14 protein-coding genes are annotated in these 14062 nt (G+C 47.1%); 6 read left to right on the forward strand and 8 right to left on the reverse strand.

What is annotated here, in order from left to right:
- Positions 1-80 precede the first annotated feature (80 nt).
- Both OVA33_RS02485 and OVA33_RS02490 read left to right on the forward strand, forming a co-directional pair.
- The gene (locus tag OVA33_RS02485; protein WP_003156326.1) at positions 81-956 is read left to right on the forward strand and encodes a TetR/AcrR family transcriptional regulator; all 876 of its coding nucleotides are present in this window, start codon (positions 81-83) and stop codon (positions 954-956) included.
- 17 nt (positions 957-973) lie between these two features.
- Positions 974-2398, forward strand: a complete 1425-nt coding sequence (locus tag OVA33_RS02490; protein ID WP_063636989.1) for an MDR family MFS transporter — start codon at positions 974-976, stop codon at positions 2396-2398.
- A 41-nt stretch (positions 2399-2439) separates the two neighbouring features.
- Here the strand turns inward: OVA33_RS02490 and OVA33_RS02495 are convergent, their stop codons facing one another.
- The 4 genes from OVA33_RS02495 to OVA33_RS02510 are packed head-to-tail and all read right to left on the reverse strand — an operon-like array spanning position 2440 to position 6048.
- The gene (locus tag OVA33_RS02495; RefSeq protein WP_063636990.1) at positions 2440-3384 is read right to left on the reverse strand and encodes a siderophore ABC transporter substrate-binding protein; all 945 of its coding nucleotides are present in this window, start codon (positions 3382-3384) and stop codon (positions 2440-2442) included.
- 21 nt (positions 3385-3405) lie between these two features.
- Positions 3406-4164 carry an iron ABC transporter ATP-binding protein gene (locus OVA33_RS02500; RefSeq protein ID WP_012116804.1) on the reverse strand — a complete coding sequence of 253 codons (759 nt, stop codon included), beginning with the start codon at positions 4162-4164 and terminating at the stop codon, positions 3406-3408.
- Positions 4158-5105, reverse strand: coding sequence for an iron chelate uptake ABC transporter family permease subunit (locus tag OVA33_RS02505; RefSeq protein ID WP_014416905.1), 948 nt, complete (start codon positions 5103-5105; stop codon positions 4158-4160). Before OVA33_RS02505 ends, OVA33_RS02500 begins: the two co-directional genes overlap by 7 nt.
- Complete coding sequence (locus tag OVA33_RS02510; RefSeq protein WP_015239156.1) at positions 5095-6048, reverse strand: ABC transporter permease; 954 nt, start codon at positions 6046-6048, stop codon at positions 5095-5097. Before OVA33_RS02510 ends, OVA33_RS02505 begins: the two co-directional genes overlap by 11 nt.
- Positions 6049-6461: 413 nt before the next feature.
- Here OVA33_RS02510 and OVA33_RS02515 point away from each other — a divergent pair, with 413 nt between their 5' ends.
- Together OVA33_RS02515 and OVA33_RS02520 are read left to right on the forward strand one after the other, a co-directional pair.
- Positions 6462-7826, forward strand: a complete 1365-nt coding sequence (locus OVA33_RS02515; RefSeq protein WP_025649998.1) for an aspartate kinase — start codon at positions 6462-6464, stop codon at positions 7824-7826.
- A 79-nt stretch (positions 7827-7905) separates the two neighbouring features.
- Positions 7906-8016, forward strand: a complete 111-nt coding sequence (locus OVA33_RS02520) for a YjcZ family sporulation protein (RefSeq protein WP_369878517.1) — start codon at positions 7906-7908, stop codon at positions 8014-8016.
- A 150-nt stretch (positions 8017-8166) separates the two neighbouring features.
- Here OVA33_RS02520 and OVA33_RS02525 read toward each other — a convergent pair whose 3' ends face one another.
- From OVA33_RS02525 to OVA33_RS02540, 4 genes are all read right to left on the reverse strand, one after another.
- Positions 8167-8286, reverse strand: coding sequence for a phosphatase RapC inhibitor PhrC (locus OVA33_RS02525; protein WP_003156334.1), 120 nt, complete (start codon positions 8284-8286; stop codon positions 8167-8169).
- Positions 8270-9418: a Rap family tetratricopeptide repeat protein gene (locus OVA33_RS02530; RefSeq protein WP_014304340.1), complete on the reverse strand. Its 1149-nt coding sequence runs from the start codon at positions 9416-9418 to the stop codon at positions 8270-8272. Before OVA33_RS02530 ends, OVA33_RS02525 begins: the two co-directional genes overlap by 17 nt.
- Before the next feature lie 158 nt (positions 9419-9576).
- The gene (locus OVA33_RS02535) at positions 9577-11004 is read right to left on the reverse strand and encodes a two-component system sensor histidine kinase YclK (protein WP_088056326.1); all 1428 of its coding nucleotides are present in this window, start codon (positions 11002-11004) and stop codon (positions 9577-9579) included.
- Positions 10991-11674 (reverse strand): two-component system response regulator YclJ, encoded by a 684-nt coding sequence (locus tag OVA33_RS02540; RefSeq protein ID WP_014416901.1) that lies wholly within the window; start codon positions 11672-11674, stop codon positions 10991-10993. The genes OVA33_RS02535 and OVA33_RS02540 overlap by 14 nt, the downstream gene beginning before the upstream one ends.
- A gap of 212 nt (positions 11675-11886) precedes the next feature.
- Here OVA33_RS02540 and OVA33_RS02545 point away from each other — a divergent pair, with 212 nt between their 5' ends.
- Together OVA33_RS02545 and OVA33_RS02550 are read left to right on the forward strand one after the other, a co-directional pair.
- The gene (locus tag OVA33_RS02545; RefSeq protein ID WP_128974177.1) at positions 11887-13320 is read left to right on the forward strand and encodes an ABC transporter permease; all 1434 of its coding nucleotides are present in this window, start codon (positions 11887-11889) and stop codon (positions 13318-13320) included.
- Positions 13321-13334: 14 nt separating this feature from the next.
- Positions 13335-14018 carry an ABC transporter ATP-binding protein gene (locus tag OVA33_RS02550; RefSeq protein ID WP_025650000.1) on the forward strand — a complete coding sequence of 228 codons (684 nt, stop codon included), beginning with the start codon at positions 13335-13337 and terminating at the stop codon, positions 14016-14018.
- Positions 14019-14062 lie beyond the last annotated feature (44 nt).

Raw genomic sequence — 14062 nt, forward strand, 5'->3', positions numbered from 1 at the left:
TTAATATTTTCATCATATACTCATTGGTTTTCTGTGAACCGATGGGTTTTCTATTGTGACGAAAGAAGGAATCTGGGCTTATGAATGATAAGAAAACGGATATTCTGCTGGCGGCAAGGAAGCTTTTTTCCGGAAAAAGCTTTTCGTCGGTTTCGATGCAGGCGATCGCAGAGGAGTGCAAAGTCTCCAAAGCATCTTTATATAAGCTGTTTGAATCAAAGGAAGACCTGCTCCTGGAGCTGCTCGATTTTAACCAGAAACAGATGGTAGCGGCCGCTTCATTATTGAATGAAGAAACAAGCCTCTCCCCTGAGGAACGGTTTGCCAAAAAACTGATGGCTGAGCTTGAAGGCTTCAGGCGCAATCAGCAGTTTTTTAATATGCTGATGTACGGAAGCCCCTCTTCCATTAATGAGCGGGTAAAACGGCATATTCACAGGGCCCGCTCCACCTTTATCTGCTGGCATCGCGATTCACTGATTCAGACGTACGGCGAAGACATTATTCCTTATGTATGGGAGCTGGTGATCGTCCTGCAGGGGCTCCTGAGAGAATGCATCACGCTGATTAAGCTGGAAAAAGAACCGCTCGCTCTGGAGCCGCTCACGGACTTTATCATCCGCCATCTCAATCTCATCGTCGAAAACAGGAAAACCGAAACCGCTTTGCCTCAGGAGATGATTGACCTTTATACCGCCTCCGCTTCCTCATTTGAGCCGAAAGACAAAACCGTATTGCTGGCTGAAAGCCTGAAGGAACTGAAAGAAGCTGTCTCAGCCCTTCCGGAGGAAAAATATGATGCCGCAGGACTCGCTTCCGCGGCGGTTATGCTGGAGAAAGAATCAGCGGACAAACAGCCGCGGGATTTTCTTATAAAAGCGCTCATCGGTTATTTGGAGCAGGCCGGACCGCTGCACCAGCCGCTTGCAGCCGTTAAAACATTGCTCAAACTATAAAGAAAGAAGGAATCAGCTTGAATAAGAGTATTGAAACTGCACCATACAACCGCTCTGTCATTGTCGGGATTCTTTTGGCGGGAGCGTTCGTCGCCATTTTGAACCAGACACTGCTTATCACGGCGCTGCCGCACATTATGAATGACTTCAATATAGACGCCAACAAAGCGCAATGGCTGACAACATCGTTTATGCTGACGAACGGGATTTTAATCCCGATTACCGCATTTTTAATAGAGAAATTTACGAGCCGCACCCTCCTGATTTCCGCTATGAGTATTTTCACGGCGGGCACCATTGTCGGCGCATTCGCCCCGAACTTTCCGGTGCTCTTAACGGCCCGGATTATTCAGGCGGCCGGCGCCGGAATTATGCTGCCGCTCATGCAGACGGTATTTCTCACGATTTTCCCGATGGAAAAGCGCGGCCGCGCCATGGGTATGGTCGGCTTGGTTATTTCGTTCGCGCCGGCGATCGGCCCGACGCTTTCCGGATGGGCGGTTGAAGCATTCTCTTGGCGGTCTTTGTTTTACATCATCTTCCCGATCGCAGTCATCGATTTGCTTTTAGCGATTATTCTGATGAAAAACGTCACGACATTACGAGAAACACAGATTGATATTTTATCCGTGATCTTATCGACCCTCGGATTCGGCGGGCTGCTTTACGGCTTCTCAAGCGCCGGTTCCTCAGGATGGACCAGTACTGAAGTGCTGACTTCGCTGCTTGTCGGAGCGGCCGCGCTGATTTTCTTTATCGCAAGACAGATGAAGCTCAAAAAACCGATGCTGGAATTCCGTGTGTTTTCTTTCGGGATTTTCAGCCTGACCACCCTGCTCGGAACGCTTGTTTTCGCGCTGCTGATCGGAACGGAAACCATTCTCCCGCTTTACACGCAAAAGGTCCGGGGCGTATCCGCGTTTGATACCGGATTAATGCTTTTGCCGGGCGCGATTGTGATGGGGATGATGTCTCCGTTTATCGGCCGGGTGTTTGACAGAATCGGAGGAAAAGGCCTTGCGATGACCGGATTCTTCATCATCCTGCTCACGTCCCTGCCGTTTATGAATCTGACGGACTCGACGTCTCTCATTTGGATTGTCGTCGTTTATACCGCGCGGCTTTTGGGAACAGCCATGATTATGATGCCGGTGACGACAGCGGGAATCAATGCCCTGCCGCGCCACTTAATTCCGCACGGCACAGCTATGAACAATACCGTCCGCCAAGTCGGCGGTTCTATCGGTACGGCGCTGCTGGTTTCCGTGATGAGCAGCCAGGCCGCGCACGCCAATGCGTCAACTCCGGCAAACGCTGCCCTGCACGGCATGAATGCGGCATTTGTCGTAGCCGCCTGCATCGCGCTGGCCGGCTTCCTCCTATCTTTTACATTGAAGAAAAAACCGCGTCAGCCCGAGCAGCAGCAGGCCGTTACGCGGTAAACCAAAAAGAACCCGATCACGTATGTGACCGGGTTCTTTTTTTACTTCTCGATTCCGTCTTTTACTTCTTTCACCATTTGCGCCATGGATTCCAGGCCGCCTCCTGATAAATACCATGTAGCTGAATCAAGGTAGACAACATGGTTGTTTTTCACGGCTTTCACCGATTTTACATAATCATTTTCAACCACTTGTTTTGTTGAAGATTTTGTGCCGATCGCTGTTCCGCGGTCAACGACAAACATGTAATCAGGGTTTGTTTTGGCGATATATTCATAGGAAATGCTTTGTCCGTGCAGTGAGGCTTCGATGTTTTTGTCAGCCGGTTTGACGCCGAACACATCATGAATGAAGCCGTATCTTGATTTAGATCCGAACGCGCTGATTTTGCCGTCGTTCGCCATCACCACTAATCCGTTTTTATCCGTGCTGCTTGTCTTTTTCTTCAGATCGGCAATGGATTTGTCAATTTTCGCAAGCTTATCTTTCACTTCATTTTCTTTGTTAAAGATTTTGCCGATCACTTCGGTGTTTTGCTTGAATCTGTCAACGTAGTTTGTATAGTCATCATCAAGATAAATCGTCGGCGCGATTTTCGAGAACTCTTTATAAGAATCAGATTGTCTGTGGGCGATAATGATTAAATCCGGATCAATATCCGCGACTTTTTCAAAATCCGGTTCTTTTAAACCGCCGGTATTGGCGTATTTATCACTTTTATATGAAGATAAGTATTTTGGAAGGTTTTGTTTCGGAAGTCCCGCCACGTGATCCTGTAAACCGAGTTCATCCATCGTGTCCAGCATTCCGAAGTTGAATACGACGACTTTTTTCGGATTCTTCGGCACTTTGACTCCTTCTTTGTTCAGGTCATCTTTGATTGTGATTGTTTCTTTTGATTTGCCTGATGTTTTGTCCCCGTTTCCGCATGCAGAAACAACAAAAATCGTAACTAGCGCAATGAATAGCAATGCGATTTTTTTCATGATTTTCACCTCATCTGGTTTTTAAGAAAAGTACACACCGATCCGCTGACTGTCAATCTCTTGAATCGGGATGGTCATATCATAAATATCTTCAAGCACGGAGGTTTCAATGATCTCCTCCGCCGGCCCTTCTTTGACGATCCGGCCGTTTTTCAGAGCGACGATATGGTCTGAATATACGGATGCGAAGTTGATATCGTGAATCACTACGACGACCGTTTTTCCGAAGTCTTCCACAAGCCGCTTCAATAGCTTCATCATTTCAACGGAATGCTTCATATCTAAATTGTTCAGCGGCTCATCGAGAAAAATATAGTCCGTATCCTGAGCGATGATCATCGCGATAAACGCCCTCTGACACTGGCCTCCGCTGAGCTGATCGAGGTATTTATCCTTTAATTCATCCAGCTTCATATAACTGAGGGCCTGGTTGATATGCACCCAATCTTCATCCGTCAGTTTCCCTTGGGAATACGGAAATCTGCCGAAGCTGACCAGGTCTTTAATTGTCAGTCTGATATTGATTTGGTTCGTCTGCTTCAAGATGCTGATTTTTTTCGCCAGATCGTTGCTTTTGCAGGCCCCGATCTCTTGCCCGTCGACCGTGATTTCCCCGGAATCCGTCTTAATCAGCCGGCTCATGATAGACAGCAGCGTGCTTTTTCCCGCGCCGTTCGGACCGATAAATGAGGTGAGCCTGCCCTTTTGAATGGATAGAGACGTTTTCTCAAGGACGGTTTTCCCTCCGTATTGTTTGCTTACATTTTTGACCTCTACCATGATTTATTCTCCTTTAACAGCAGATAGATAAAATAAATCCCGCCGGCAAAATTAATGATGACGCTCAGCGTCGTGGAAAACGTGAACACTTTCTCCACGACGAACTGGCCTCCGACGAGCGCGACAATGCTGATCAGGACAGAACCCGCGATTAAATACGTGTGCCTGTAGGTTTTTAAAAACTCTCTCGCCAGATTGACGACAAGCAGTCCTAAAAACATAATCGGCCCCACAAGAGCCGTAGAGACAGACACAAGAATGGCGACGACAATGAGCATCTGTTTCACAAGCTTATCGTAGTCAATCCCCAGGTTGACGGCGTGCTCCCTGCCGAGGGACAGCACGTCAAAAAACCGCGTGAACCGCCAGACATAAATGCCCGTCAGAAGAAAGACAGCACCGGCAAACCATAAAAGATCGGTGTTGATATTGTTAAAGCTGGCAAACATTTTGTCCTGAACAACCTGGAACTCATTCGGATCAATCAGCATCTGCATAAAGGATGACAGACTGTTGAACAGCGTGCCGAACACGACGCCGACAAGCAGAAGAAAAAACACGTTCCGCCCCTCGCCTTTAAACATGAGCTGATACAAAACGAGTGACAAGAGCACCATCAGCCCGACGGAGATGACGAAATTAAGATTTTTGTTCATCATGACGATATTCATTGAACCGAACAGGAACACGATGACGGTCTGAATGAGCATATACAGGGAATCGAGGCCTAAAATGCCCGGTGTCAGTATGCGGTTATTTGTAATCGTCTGGAAGATGACCGTTGAAAACGCGATCGCTCCCCCTGTGAGCATCATGGCAAGCACTTTGAAGCATCGTCTCGGCAGGGAGTATTCCCAATTGCCCAGTCCGTAGAACAGAAAGAATCCGATACATATCATGGCGAGCGCCGCCAGCAGCGTAATTTTTTTATTATGACTCATATGCTTTTCTCCTTAACAGCATATACAGGAAGATGCCGCTGCCGATAACACCGACCATCAGGCCGATGGAAATTTCGTACGGGAAGATGATCACCCTTCCCAAAATGTCGCAAAACAGCACAAAAACAGCGCCCAAGAGAGCTGTGTGAGGCAGGCTGCTCCTCAGGTTGTCCCCTTTGTAAATCGACACCATATTGGGAATGATCAAACCGAGAAACGGCAGCATCCCGACGGTCAGGATCACCAGTGAAGCGATGAGAGACACGATAATCAGACCGATATTGACGACGCGTTTGTATTTCAGGCCGAGATTGACGGAAAAGCTCTCTCCCATTCCCGCCACCGTAAATTTATCCGCATAGACATAAGCGATGATCACCAGCGGGATACTCAGATATAAAAGCTCATACCTGCCTTTGACAACCAGTGAGAAATCTCCCTGCAGCCAAGATGACAGGTTTTGGATCAGGTCGTATTTATATGCGATAAACGTGGCGATTGAGCTGACGATGTTCCCAAGCATTAAACCGACGAGAGGAATAAAAATCGCATCATTGAACTTGATTCTCTCGAGGATTTTCATGAAAAGAAAATTTCCCGCCAACGCGAAAACGAAAGCGATAGACATTTTCACAAGCGGACTCGCTGACGTAAAAAGCATTAATGAAATCAAAATTCCGAGCCTTGCCCAGTCCATCGTTCCCGCAGTCGTTGGCGATACAAATTTATTCCGGCTGATCTGCTGCATGATTAATCCGCAGATGCTCAGGCTCATGCCGGCGATGATAATGCTCACCAAACGCGGCAGCCGGCTGTCAAACAATGTACCTGCCTGTTCTTTATTTAAATGAAAAATATCCAGCGGCGACAAATCTTCTACACCGATAAATATAGAAGTACACGCCAAAACCGCCAGTAGCAAAAGTAAGTAACGTAGCTTCATGCTGCCTCCCTGCACCCATCACAAACGGTATGACTGATTGCCAAACAACTCCCATATATCCCACTCGTAATGATTATCATTATCAACGACAATTATAATCTTATCATCTTTCCAAGCGCAGTCAATACAGTTTTGCTTTCAAAAGCGGTCATCCGCGGGCCGTACACTAAATTGTCTTACAATCAGTCTATCAAGAATTTGCAGGATTTTCTATAACCTTCATTTGGCTGCTTATCATTTTTTGCACATGATGACACGCTTGAGGGAAAAAAATCTGACAAACAGCGGCAAAATTCCTCCATGAAAATACAAATGTTCTCCCCACGTAGAAAAAATCCTTGATTTACATGTTTGAAAGAGAGATAATAAAAATTAAATTTGTGAGAAAATTTAAATATTAGGGGATGTAAATCATGAAAGTTGTAAAATTCGGAGGCAGCTCTCTTGCGTCAGGAGCCCAGCTTGAGAAAGTGTTTCAAATCGTGACGGCTGACCCCTCGCGGAAAGCCGTCGTCGTATCGGCGCCGGGAAAACGCTTCTCGGACGATACAAAGGTGACGGATCTGTTAATCAGCTGTGCGGAGCATTATTTGCAAAAAGGTGCAGCGCCTGAGCTTGCCGAACCGGTCATTGAACGGTACGCCGCCATCGCGCGTGAGCTGAACCTGGATTTCTCTATTATAGAAAGAATCCGCAGTGACCTATTCGCTCTCTTAAACAACAGCAAAGCCAATCCCGAACAATATATGGATGCGGTGAAAGCGAGCGGCGAGGACAACAACGCGAAGCTGATCGCAGCCTACTTCCAACGGCAGGGCGTGAAAGCGGAATACGTAAGTCCGAAAGAAGCGGGGCTGTTTGTGACGAATGAACCCGGAAGCGCGCAGGTGCTCCCTGAATCTTATGATCATTTGTACCGTCTGAGAAACCGTGAAGGCTTGATCATTTTTCCGGGATTTTTCGGTTACACGAAGGAGCATGAGATTGTGACGTTTTCCCGGAGCGGCTCAGATATTACCGGCTCCATTCTCGCTAACGGCTTAAAAGCCGACCTGTACGAAAACTTTACTGATGTGGACGCCGTCTATTCCGTCAACCCGTCAATCGTGCGGCATCCGAAAGAAATTAACGAACTGACGTATCGGGAAATGCGTGAGCTCTCCTATGCCGGGTTTTCCGTTTTTCATGATGAAGCGCTGATTCCCGCATTTCGGGCCGGCATCCCCGTTCAGATTAAGAATACGAATAATCCGGATGCGAAAGGAACGCGCGTCGTCAGCAGCCGTGACAATACGAACGGGCCAGTCATCGGCATCGCAAGCGACACGGGCTTTTGCAGCATTTACATAAGCAAATATTTAATGAACCGGGAAATCGGTTTCGGCCGCAAAGCCCTTCACATTTTGGAGGAAGAAGGATTGACGTATGAACACGTTCCATCCGGCATTGACGACATCACGATCATCCTTCGGCACAATCAGATGGACTCAGAACTGGAACACAGGCTCGTCACCCGTCTGAAGCAGGAACTTCAAGCAGATGAAGTCACAGTCAGGCACAATCTGGCGCTGATTATGGTCGTCGGGGAAGCGATGCGCCATAATGTCGGCACAACCGCCAGGGCATCCAAAGCACTGTCCGAAGCCGGCGTCAACATCGAGATGATCAATCAGGGGTCATCGGAAGTCAGCATGATGTTCGGGGTGAAAGAAGAACAGGAAAAACACGCGGTGCGGGCGCTGTATGACGAGTTTTTCGCCGGAGTCTTACTCTCATAGGACACCGCCTCTTTTTTCTCTTGTCCACTAATATCCCTTACAAAGCAGCTTCTTTTACATATTGTATGGTATAGACAATATGGAGGTGAAGCTCATGTCAGGATATTCAGGAGTCAGCTCTTTCGCTTTGATCGTTGTTTTATTTATCCTGTTGATTATTGTTGGTACTGCCTTCGTTGGCGGTTTCTAAGCATCACTCCGTCTATATGAGGACGCTGCGGGTTTTGACCTGCGGCGTTTTCTTTTGTTTTCCGCTGCTGTCCGAGCCCGGCCGCGCAAAAAAAAAGACTGCCGGGAATATTCCCAGGCAGTCTTTTCCTTTGTTCAGGTTATTTTCTTCTCACGTCATTCCTCTTTCAGCTACATGGAATTCAGCCTGATCTGTCTGGCCTGCACCTGTCACTGTAAAAATCGCGGCGGCTGCTAAACAAATAACAAACCATTTAGATTTCAATTTCATACAAACCCTCACTCCTTTGTATTTGTTTCCTTGCCTCTTCGACTTTCAGAAAATAGTCAGAAGAAATTTTAAAGCAATTTTGTTCATAGTAATATTTAGCTGCTTCTAGTGCTAAATCCTCTATATCGGCGTATAAATTTTTATCTTCCAGGTAACGGAAACACGCGCTGATTGTTTCCTCATCCGGTTTCGCCTGATACAGAGCCTGCAGCCATTCGAATTTTACCGTGTAAACGGGATCGTCTGTTTCTTTAGCATATTCATATCCCCGCTTGTGATATTCCGACGCTTTTTCTTTTTTTCCGAGTTTAAAGTAAATGAGTGTGATTAGAAAATATGCTTGAGGAAGAGAATTGACGATTCTTTGTGATTCAAATGTATCGACCGCCCGTTCAAAGTACGGAATCGCTTCGCCGATGCGGTCCTGATTGTAGTAGCACAGTCCGAGGTTATACAGCGCCCTCCCGACAAGCTGCGCTTTTTGTTCTTTTTCGGCCATTTGCAGAGCGTGCTGAAAATGTTTGGCCGCCTGTTCAAAGCGCCTTTCATCCATTAAATTGACGCCGAATACAAAATGGCATTGAATGATCCGGACGTTATATGTGTCCTGCTCTACGTATATTTCATAAGCGTTTTTTATATGTATCAAAGAAAAATACGTTTGTTTCATATGATAATAAGCTTCGGCCACTTTAAAATAAAACTCCGCCCGTTCCACGTGGTCCGATACGAAGGCCAGTTTTTTCTCAGCTTGTTTATAATACGTAATCGCTGAGATAAATTCTCTTTTATCAAATTCAAACATGCCTTTGAAAAAGTTGACGTAATAATCGAGAAGCCCTTTGAGGCCGGCCTGGCTGTTATCAATGTTATCAAGAATTTCCGACAGGGTCGGCTGGTCTTCTATCTTCAGTTTTTCCAGCGGCTCCAAGTAGTCCAGCATCAGCTGATGGCGAAATTCCATGAGGGAATAATAAAGCACTAAGTTTGAATCAGGCTCCATACGGTCAAGCTCTTGTTTGATCTCAGCTTTCAAGATCTCTGCATCCGGCACGCTGAATGTTCTGATGTATCGATACCACTCGTTAATTTTCTGCCCGACTGCTGAAGAAGGAATTAACCCGCTCTTCATTCCTTCACCCTCCCCATCCAAGACCTGTTTACCAGTTATTTTATCACGTTTCCGTCTCTTTCCATCCCGAAAAACACGCAAACTTTGTTTCGGCAGAGCGCAATTTTCCGAGTGGAGTTAAAACAGACGGCGGCCAGACGGGACCGCCGGTTTCAAGATTATTCATTTTTCGTATTCAGCGGAAGGCGGATTGTAAAGGTCGTGCCTTTTCCTTTTTCGCTGTCAATATCTATCGTACCCTTGTGCATTTCGACGAGCTGCCTGACGATGGACAGGCCGAGTCCGTATTCGCCGTATGCCGTATTCCTCCGGGACACGTCCGCCTTATAAAACCGCTCCCATATATGCTCAATTTCTTCTTTGGAGATACCGATCCCGGTGTCTTCGATTTCAATCACCGTTTCTTTATAGCCTTCATACCCGCGCAGCGTGATGTCTCCCTTTTGCGTAAATTGAATGCTGTTTTTCGTGATGTTGACGAGAATCTGGATCAGCCTGTCATAATCGGCGAACACTTTGACGCCGTCCTCCACTTGAATACGCAGCTGATTTTGTTTTTCCTCCGCCTGCTGATTGAGATGCTCTTTAATAATTTCAAACACCTCGATGAGCGGCAGGCTGAGCTTGTCCAGTTTGATTTGCTGGGATCTGATTTTTTCATAATCCAGGTTTTCTTTCACGAGCCTGAGCATCCGCTTCGTTTCTTCGCTGATCAGCGAGAAGCATTTCTCTTTATCTTTTTCCGGGATGGTGTTGCTGTTAAGCCCCTCCACAAGTCCGTTAATGGTCGTCAAAGGCGTTCTCAGCTCATGGGAGACATCGGCGATAAATTGGCGCCTCCGTTTTTCAAGGCGGTCAATCTGCTCTCTCGATTGCTTCAGATTTTTGGCCATGATGTTGAAATCGGACGCCAGCATGCCGATTTCATCGCCGCCGCTGTTCTTGAGCGAAATATCGTAATCACCGGATGCCACTTTTCCGGTCGCATCCCGCAATGTCTGAATCCGCTTGACGTGAAATTTAGATAAAAGCCAGCTCAGCAGAATCGTGATGATAAGGGTGCTGATGATCGCGTAAATCATATAGCGGTTGACCTGGCTGATCATCTGTTCAACCCCTCTGACGGGAGACACGAGCAGCACCGCTCCTTTAAATTGATCGTTGATAAAAAGCGGTTTTGCGACAAGCGATACTTCCAAGCCTTCCGTATTAAAACGGTTCATCTCCGCTCTGATCTGAACGGTTTTCCCTTGCTTCAGCATGTGCCACTCTTTACTTTTCAGCTTCTCGCGCGGCGGCATATCGTCAGGAAAAAAGTAAGGCTGCTGATGTTCATCAAAAATAATAAACCTGGTCTCGCGCGTTTTTAACATGTCCTGATACGGATACAGGCGGCGCAGATCAAGATCACGGCCGTTCAGCTCACTTGTGATCTGCTGGGCGTAAGATGACAGCTCATCCACTTTATTTTGATACGCAAAATCTTTCACAAAGTGCGAAAACAGGGAAATGATGATGAAAAAGGCCAAAATCAAAATGCTGACATGGCTTAACAGCAGCTGATATAAGTATTTAATCCTCATCAAATTTGTATCCTACCCCCCACACCGTGTATAAAAACGGTTTTTCGTCACTGGACAGTTTTTTGCGCAGCCGTTTAATATGAACATCAACCGTACGTTCATCGCCGTAAAATTGATAGCCCCACACCTGCTCAAGCAGCTGCTCTCTCGAAAAAACCTGGCGCGGGTTTTGTGCGAGATAAAAGAGCAGATCGAATTCCTTCGGCGTCAGATTCTCGACAGGTTTTCCGTGCAGAAACACTTCCCGCGTCTTCTTATTGATTGAAAAACACGCCGTTTCGATCAAGTCGTCGCTTTTTACGGCCTGCCCCGTCGCCCGGTATCTTCTAATCACCGCTTTAATCCGCGCTACTAGTGTCAGCGGGCTGAACGGCTTGGTGACATAGTCGTCGGCCCCCATTTCAAACCCGATCACCTGATCAGACTCCGTGTCCTTTGCGGTCAGCATAATAATCGGCACACTGCTCGTCTCTCTTATTTTCCGGCAGATCGTCACTCCGTCCATGGATGGGAGCATAATGTCCAGAATGACCAAATCCCAGTCCTCTTCCGTGAACCGCTGATAGCCTTCCACTCCGTCATGGACAAATTCGGCTTCAAATCCTTCTTTAAAAAAGAACATTTCCGTCATGGTGCATACGCTTATATTATCTTCTATCATTAATATCTTCATTTGTTCCTCCGCTTATCTTGACGCTTTTTCTTATAATAGCACCATTTTACCCGGATGTTTTCGGGTTTCACAAATGTTAGTTTTTATTTCATCACCCGGAAATAGTTTGTTCATATTTTTTTCATACATTTCTCCTACTATATACATATCGGATGGCCGGTGCTAAAGAAGGCCGGTTTTACAAGATCTGACATCCATACGGAGGAACAGACATGAACTTTATAAAAAGAGCCTTTTGGAGCATGAAGGCAAAAAAGGGAAAAACATTTTTGCAGCTGGTTGTGTTTTCAGTGATTTGCATTTTTGCCCTGTCCGGTCTTGCGATCCAGTCAGCGGCAAAGAAATCAAGCGAACTGGCAAGGCAGCAGCTCGGCGGGAGCGTCACACTCCAGGCTGACCGCCAAAAGCAAATGGCGCAGCAGCAAAAAGACGGTGAAAAGAGGACGTTTGAATCAACACCGATTTCCGTCTCAGATGCCAAGAAGCTTACATCTTTACAGCATGTTAAAAATTACAACTTCCTCACGACAGCGTCAGCAAATGCAGAAAGCTTTGATGCGATAAAAAGCTCAGGCGAATCAGCCGATAACAGTTCCGGCGCCGGCCGTTTTCAAGGCGGCGGAAGACAGATGATTTCAGCGGATATCTCGATCGAAGGCGTGCTCTCTACGGCATTGCTTGATGATTTCACGGACGGGAGCTCAAAAATCACTGACGGACGCGCCATCACAAAAACAGATGCGGACACAAAAGTCGCCGTGATTAATGAAACGCTGGCAGATCAAAACAAGCTGAAGGTCGGAGGCTCCATTACCGTTTCCTCAGCAGCGGCTGATTCTGTGAAAACGAAGCTTAAAATTGTGGGAATCTATAAAACAACATCATCAGGAGACGATCAGGCACAGCATTTTTCATTCTTAAATCCTGACAATAAAATCTATACGCCTTACACCGCCGCGGCGGCGTTAAAAGGGTCTGATAACAAAAACAAAATCAGCTCAGCCGTTTATTATATGGATGATGCCAAATATATTGACTCATTCGTTGCGGCTGCGAAAAAAACATCTATAGATGATAAAACCTACGCGCTGACGACAAATGATCAGGTGTATCAGCAAATGGTCGGCCCGATTGAAAATGTCGCGTCATTTTCTAAAAACGTGGTATACCTTGTATCCATCGCGGGCGCGGTCATTCTTGGGTTGATCGTGATGATGTCGATCAGGGAACGTAAGTATGAAATGGGTGTCTTGATGGCGATCGGCGAAAAGCGCTGGAAGCTCATCGGACAATTCTTAACGGAAATTCTGGTTGTCGCGGTTATCGCCATCGGGATCGCATCCGTCACGGGCAGCCTTGTGGCGAATCAGCTCGGAAATCAGCTTCTTTCCCAGCAGGTCGGCTCAGCCGGTGATTCGCAGCAAACAAGCGGCTGGGGCGGAGGAGAAATGCTGCGGGGAGGCGGCATGTTCGGTCAGCATTCATCCGGCGCGGATGTCATCAGTACAATGCAGGTAAACGTCTCGCTGAATGACCTTCTGATTCTTAGCGGGATCGGCGTCGCAATTGCCGTCATCGCCACATTACTGCCGTCTGTATCAGTCATGCGGCTTCACCCTAAAACGATCCTGACCAAGCAGGAATAAGAGGAGGCAGCATAATGAGCCTATTAACCTTTCAACAGACCGGCTACTGGTACCAAGACAAATCACAGCCGCTGTTTCAGGATATAACGATCAGCTTTGAAAAAGGGAAGTTTTATACAATTGTCGGCGCCTCCGGAACGGGAAAAACAACGTTTCTGTCTCTGGCGGGCGGCCTTGACACACCTAAAGAGGGAAGCATCCTTTATAACGGAGAAGACATCTCCAAAATCGGATTAACCAAATTCAGAAATCAATATGTCTCTATCGTCTTTCAATCTTATCATCTGATCCCGTATATGACGGCGCTCCAGAATGTCACAACGGCGATGGAAATCACCGGCTCTAAGGAGAACAACAAAGATGCGTTCGCGCTCAGCATGCTGAAAAAAGTCGGCTTCACCGAACAGCAGGCCCGTCAGCGGGTGCTGACATTAAGCGGCGGACAGCAGCAGCGCGTTTCAATTGCGCGGGCTTTCTGCTGTGACACGGATTTGATTTGCTCGGACGAGCCGACGGGAAATCTCGACGAGGATACGTCAAAGGAAATCGTCCGGCTCTTTCAGGACTTGGCGCATAAAGACGGCAAATGCGTCATCATGGTTACGCACGACGAACAAATTGCCAAAGTTTCGGATATCAACATCCGCTTATTAAGAGGAGGTTTCACGGTAAAAGAAAACGGCACGGCCGTTTCCTGATACCGCGCCCCTGCCAGCGCAGACAGGGGCGCACCCTATATCCC

The organism is Bacillus sp. KICET-1 (genome assembly GCF_027721405.1).
Taxonomy (GTDB): Bacteria; Bacillota; Bacilli; order Bacillales; family Bacillaceae; genus Bacillus; species Bacillus velezensis.

What these genes read in the sequence shown, in the direction of transcription:
- OVA33_RS02485 (WP_003156326.1), top strand. Translation starts at nt 81, where the DNA reads ATGAATGATAAGAAAACGGATATTCTGCTGGCGGCAAGGAAGCTTTTT.
- OVA33_RS02495 (WP_063636990.1), bottom strand. Translation starts at nt 3,384, where the DNA reads ATGAAAAAAATCGCATTGCTATTCATTGCGCTAGTTACGATTTTTGTT.
- OVA33_RS02500 (WP_012116804.1), bottom strand. Translation starts at nt 4,164, where the DNA reads ATGGTAGAGGTCAAAAATGTAAGCAAACAATACGGAGGGAAAACCGTC.
- OVA33_RS02505 (WP_014416905.1), bottom strand. Translation starts at nt 5,105, where the DNA reads ATGAGTCATAATAAAAAAATTACGCTGCTGGCGGCGCTCGCCATGATA.
- OVA33_RS02510 (WP_015239156.1), bottom strand. Translation starts at nt 6,048, where the DNA reads ATGAAGCTACGTTACTTACTTTTGCTACTGGCGGTTTTGGCGTGTACT.
- OVA33_RS02515 (WP_025649998.1), top strand. Translation starts at nt 6,462, where the DNA reads ATGAAAGTTGTAAAATTCGGAGGCAGCTCTCTTGCGTCAGGAGCCCAG.
- OVA33_RS02520 (WP_369878517.1), top strand. Translation starts at nt 7,906, where the DNA reads ATGGAGGTGAAGCTCATGTCAGGATATTCAGGAGTCAGCTCTTTCGCT.
- OVA33_RS02525 (WP_003156334.1), bottom strand. Translation starts at nt 8,286, where the DNA reads ATGAAATTGAAATCTAAATGGTTTGTTATTTGTTTAGCAGCCGCCGCG.
- OVA33_RS02530 (WP_014304340.1), bottom strand. Translation starts at nt 9,418, where the DNA reads ATGAAGAGCGGGTTAATTCCTTCTTCAGCAGTCGGGCAGAAAATTAAC.
- OVA33_RS02540 (WP_014416901.1), bottom strand. Translation starts at nt 11,674, where the DNA reads ATGAAGATATTAATGATAGAAGATAATATAAGCGTATGCACCATGACG.
- OVA33_RS02545 (WP_128974177.1), top strand. Translation starts at nt 11,887, where the DNA reads ATGAACTTTATAAAAAGAGCCTTTTGGAGCATGAAGGCAAAAAAGGGA.
- OVA33_RS02550 (WP_025650000.1), top strand. Translation starts at nt 13,335, where the DNA reads ATGAGCCTATTAACCTTTCAACAGACCGGCTACTGGTACCAAGACAAA.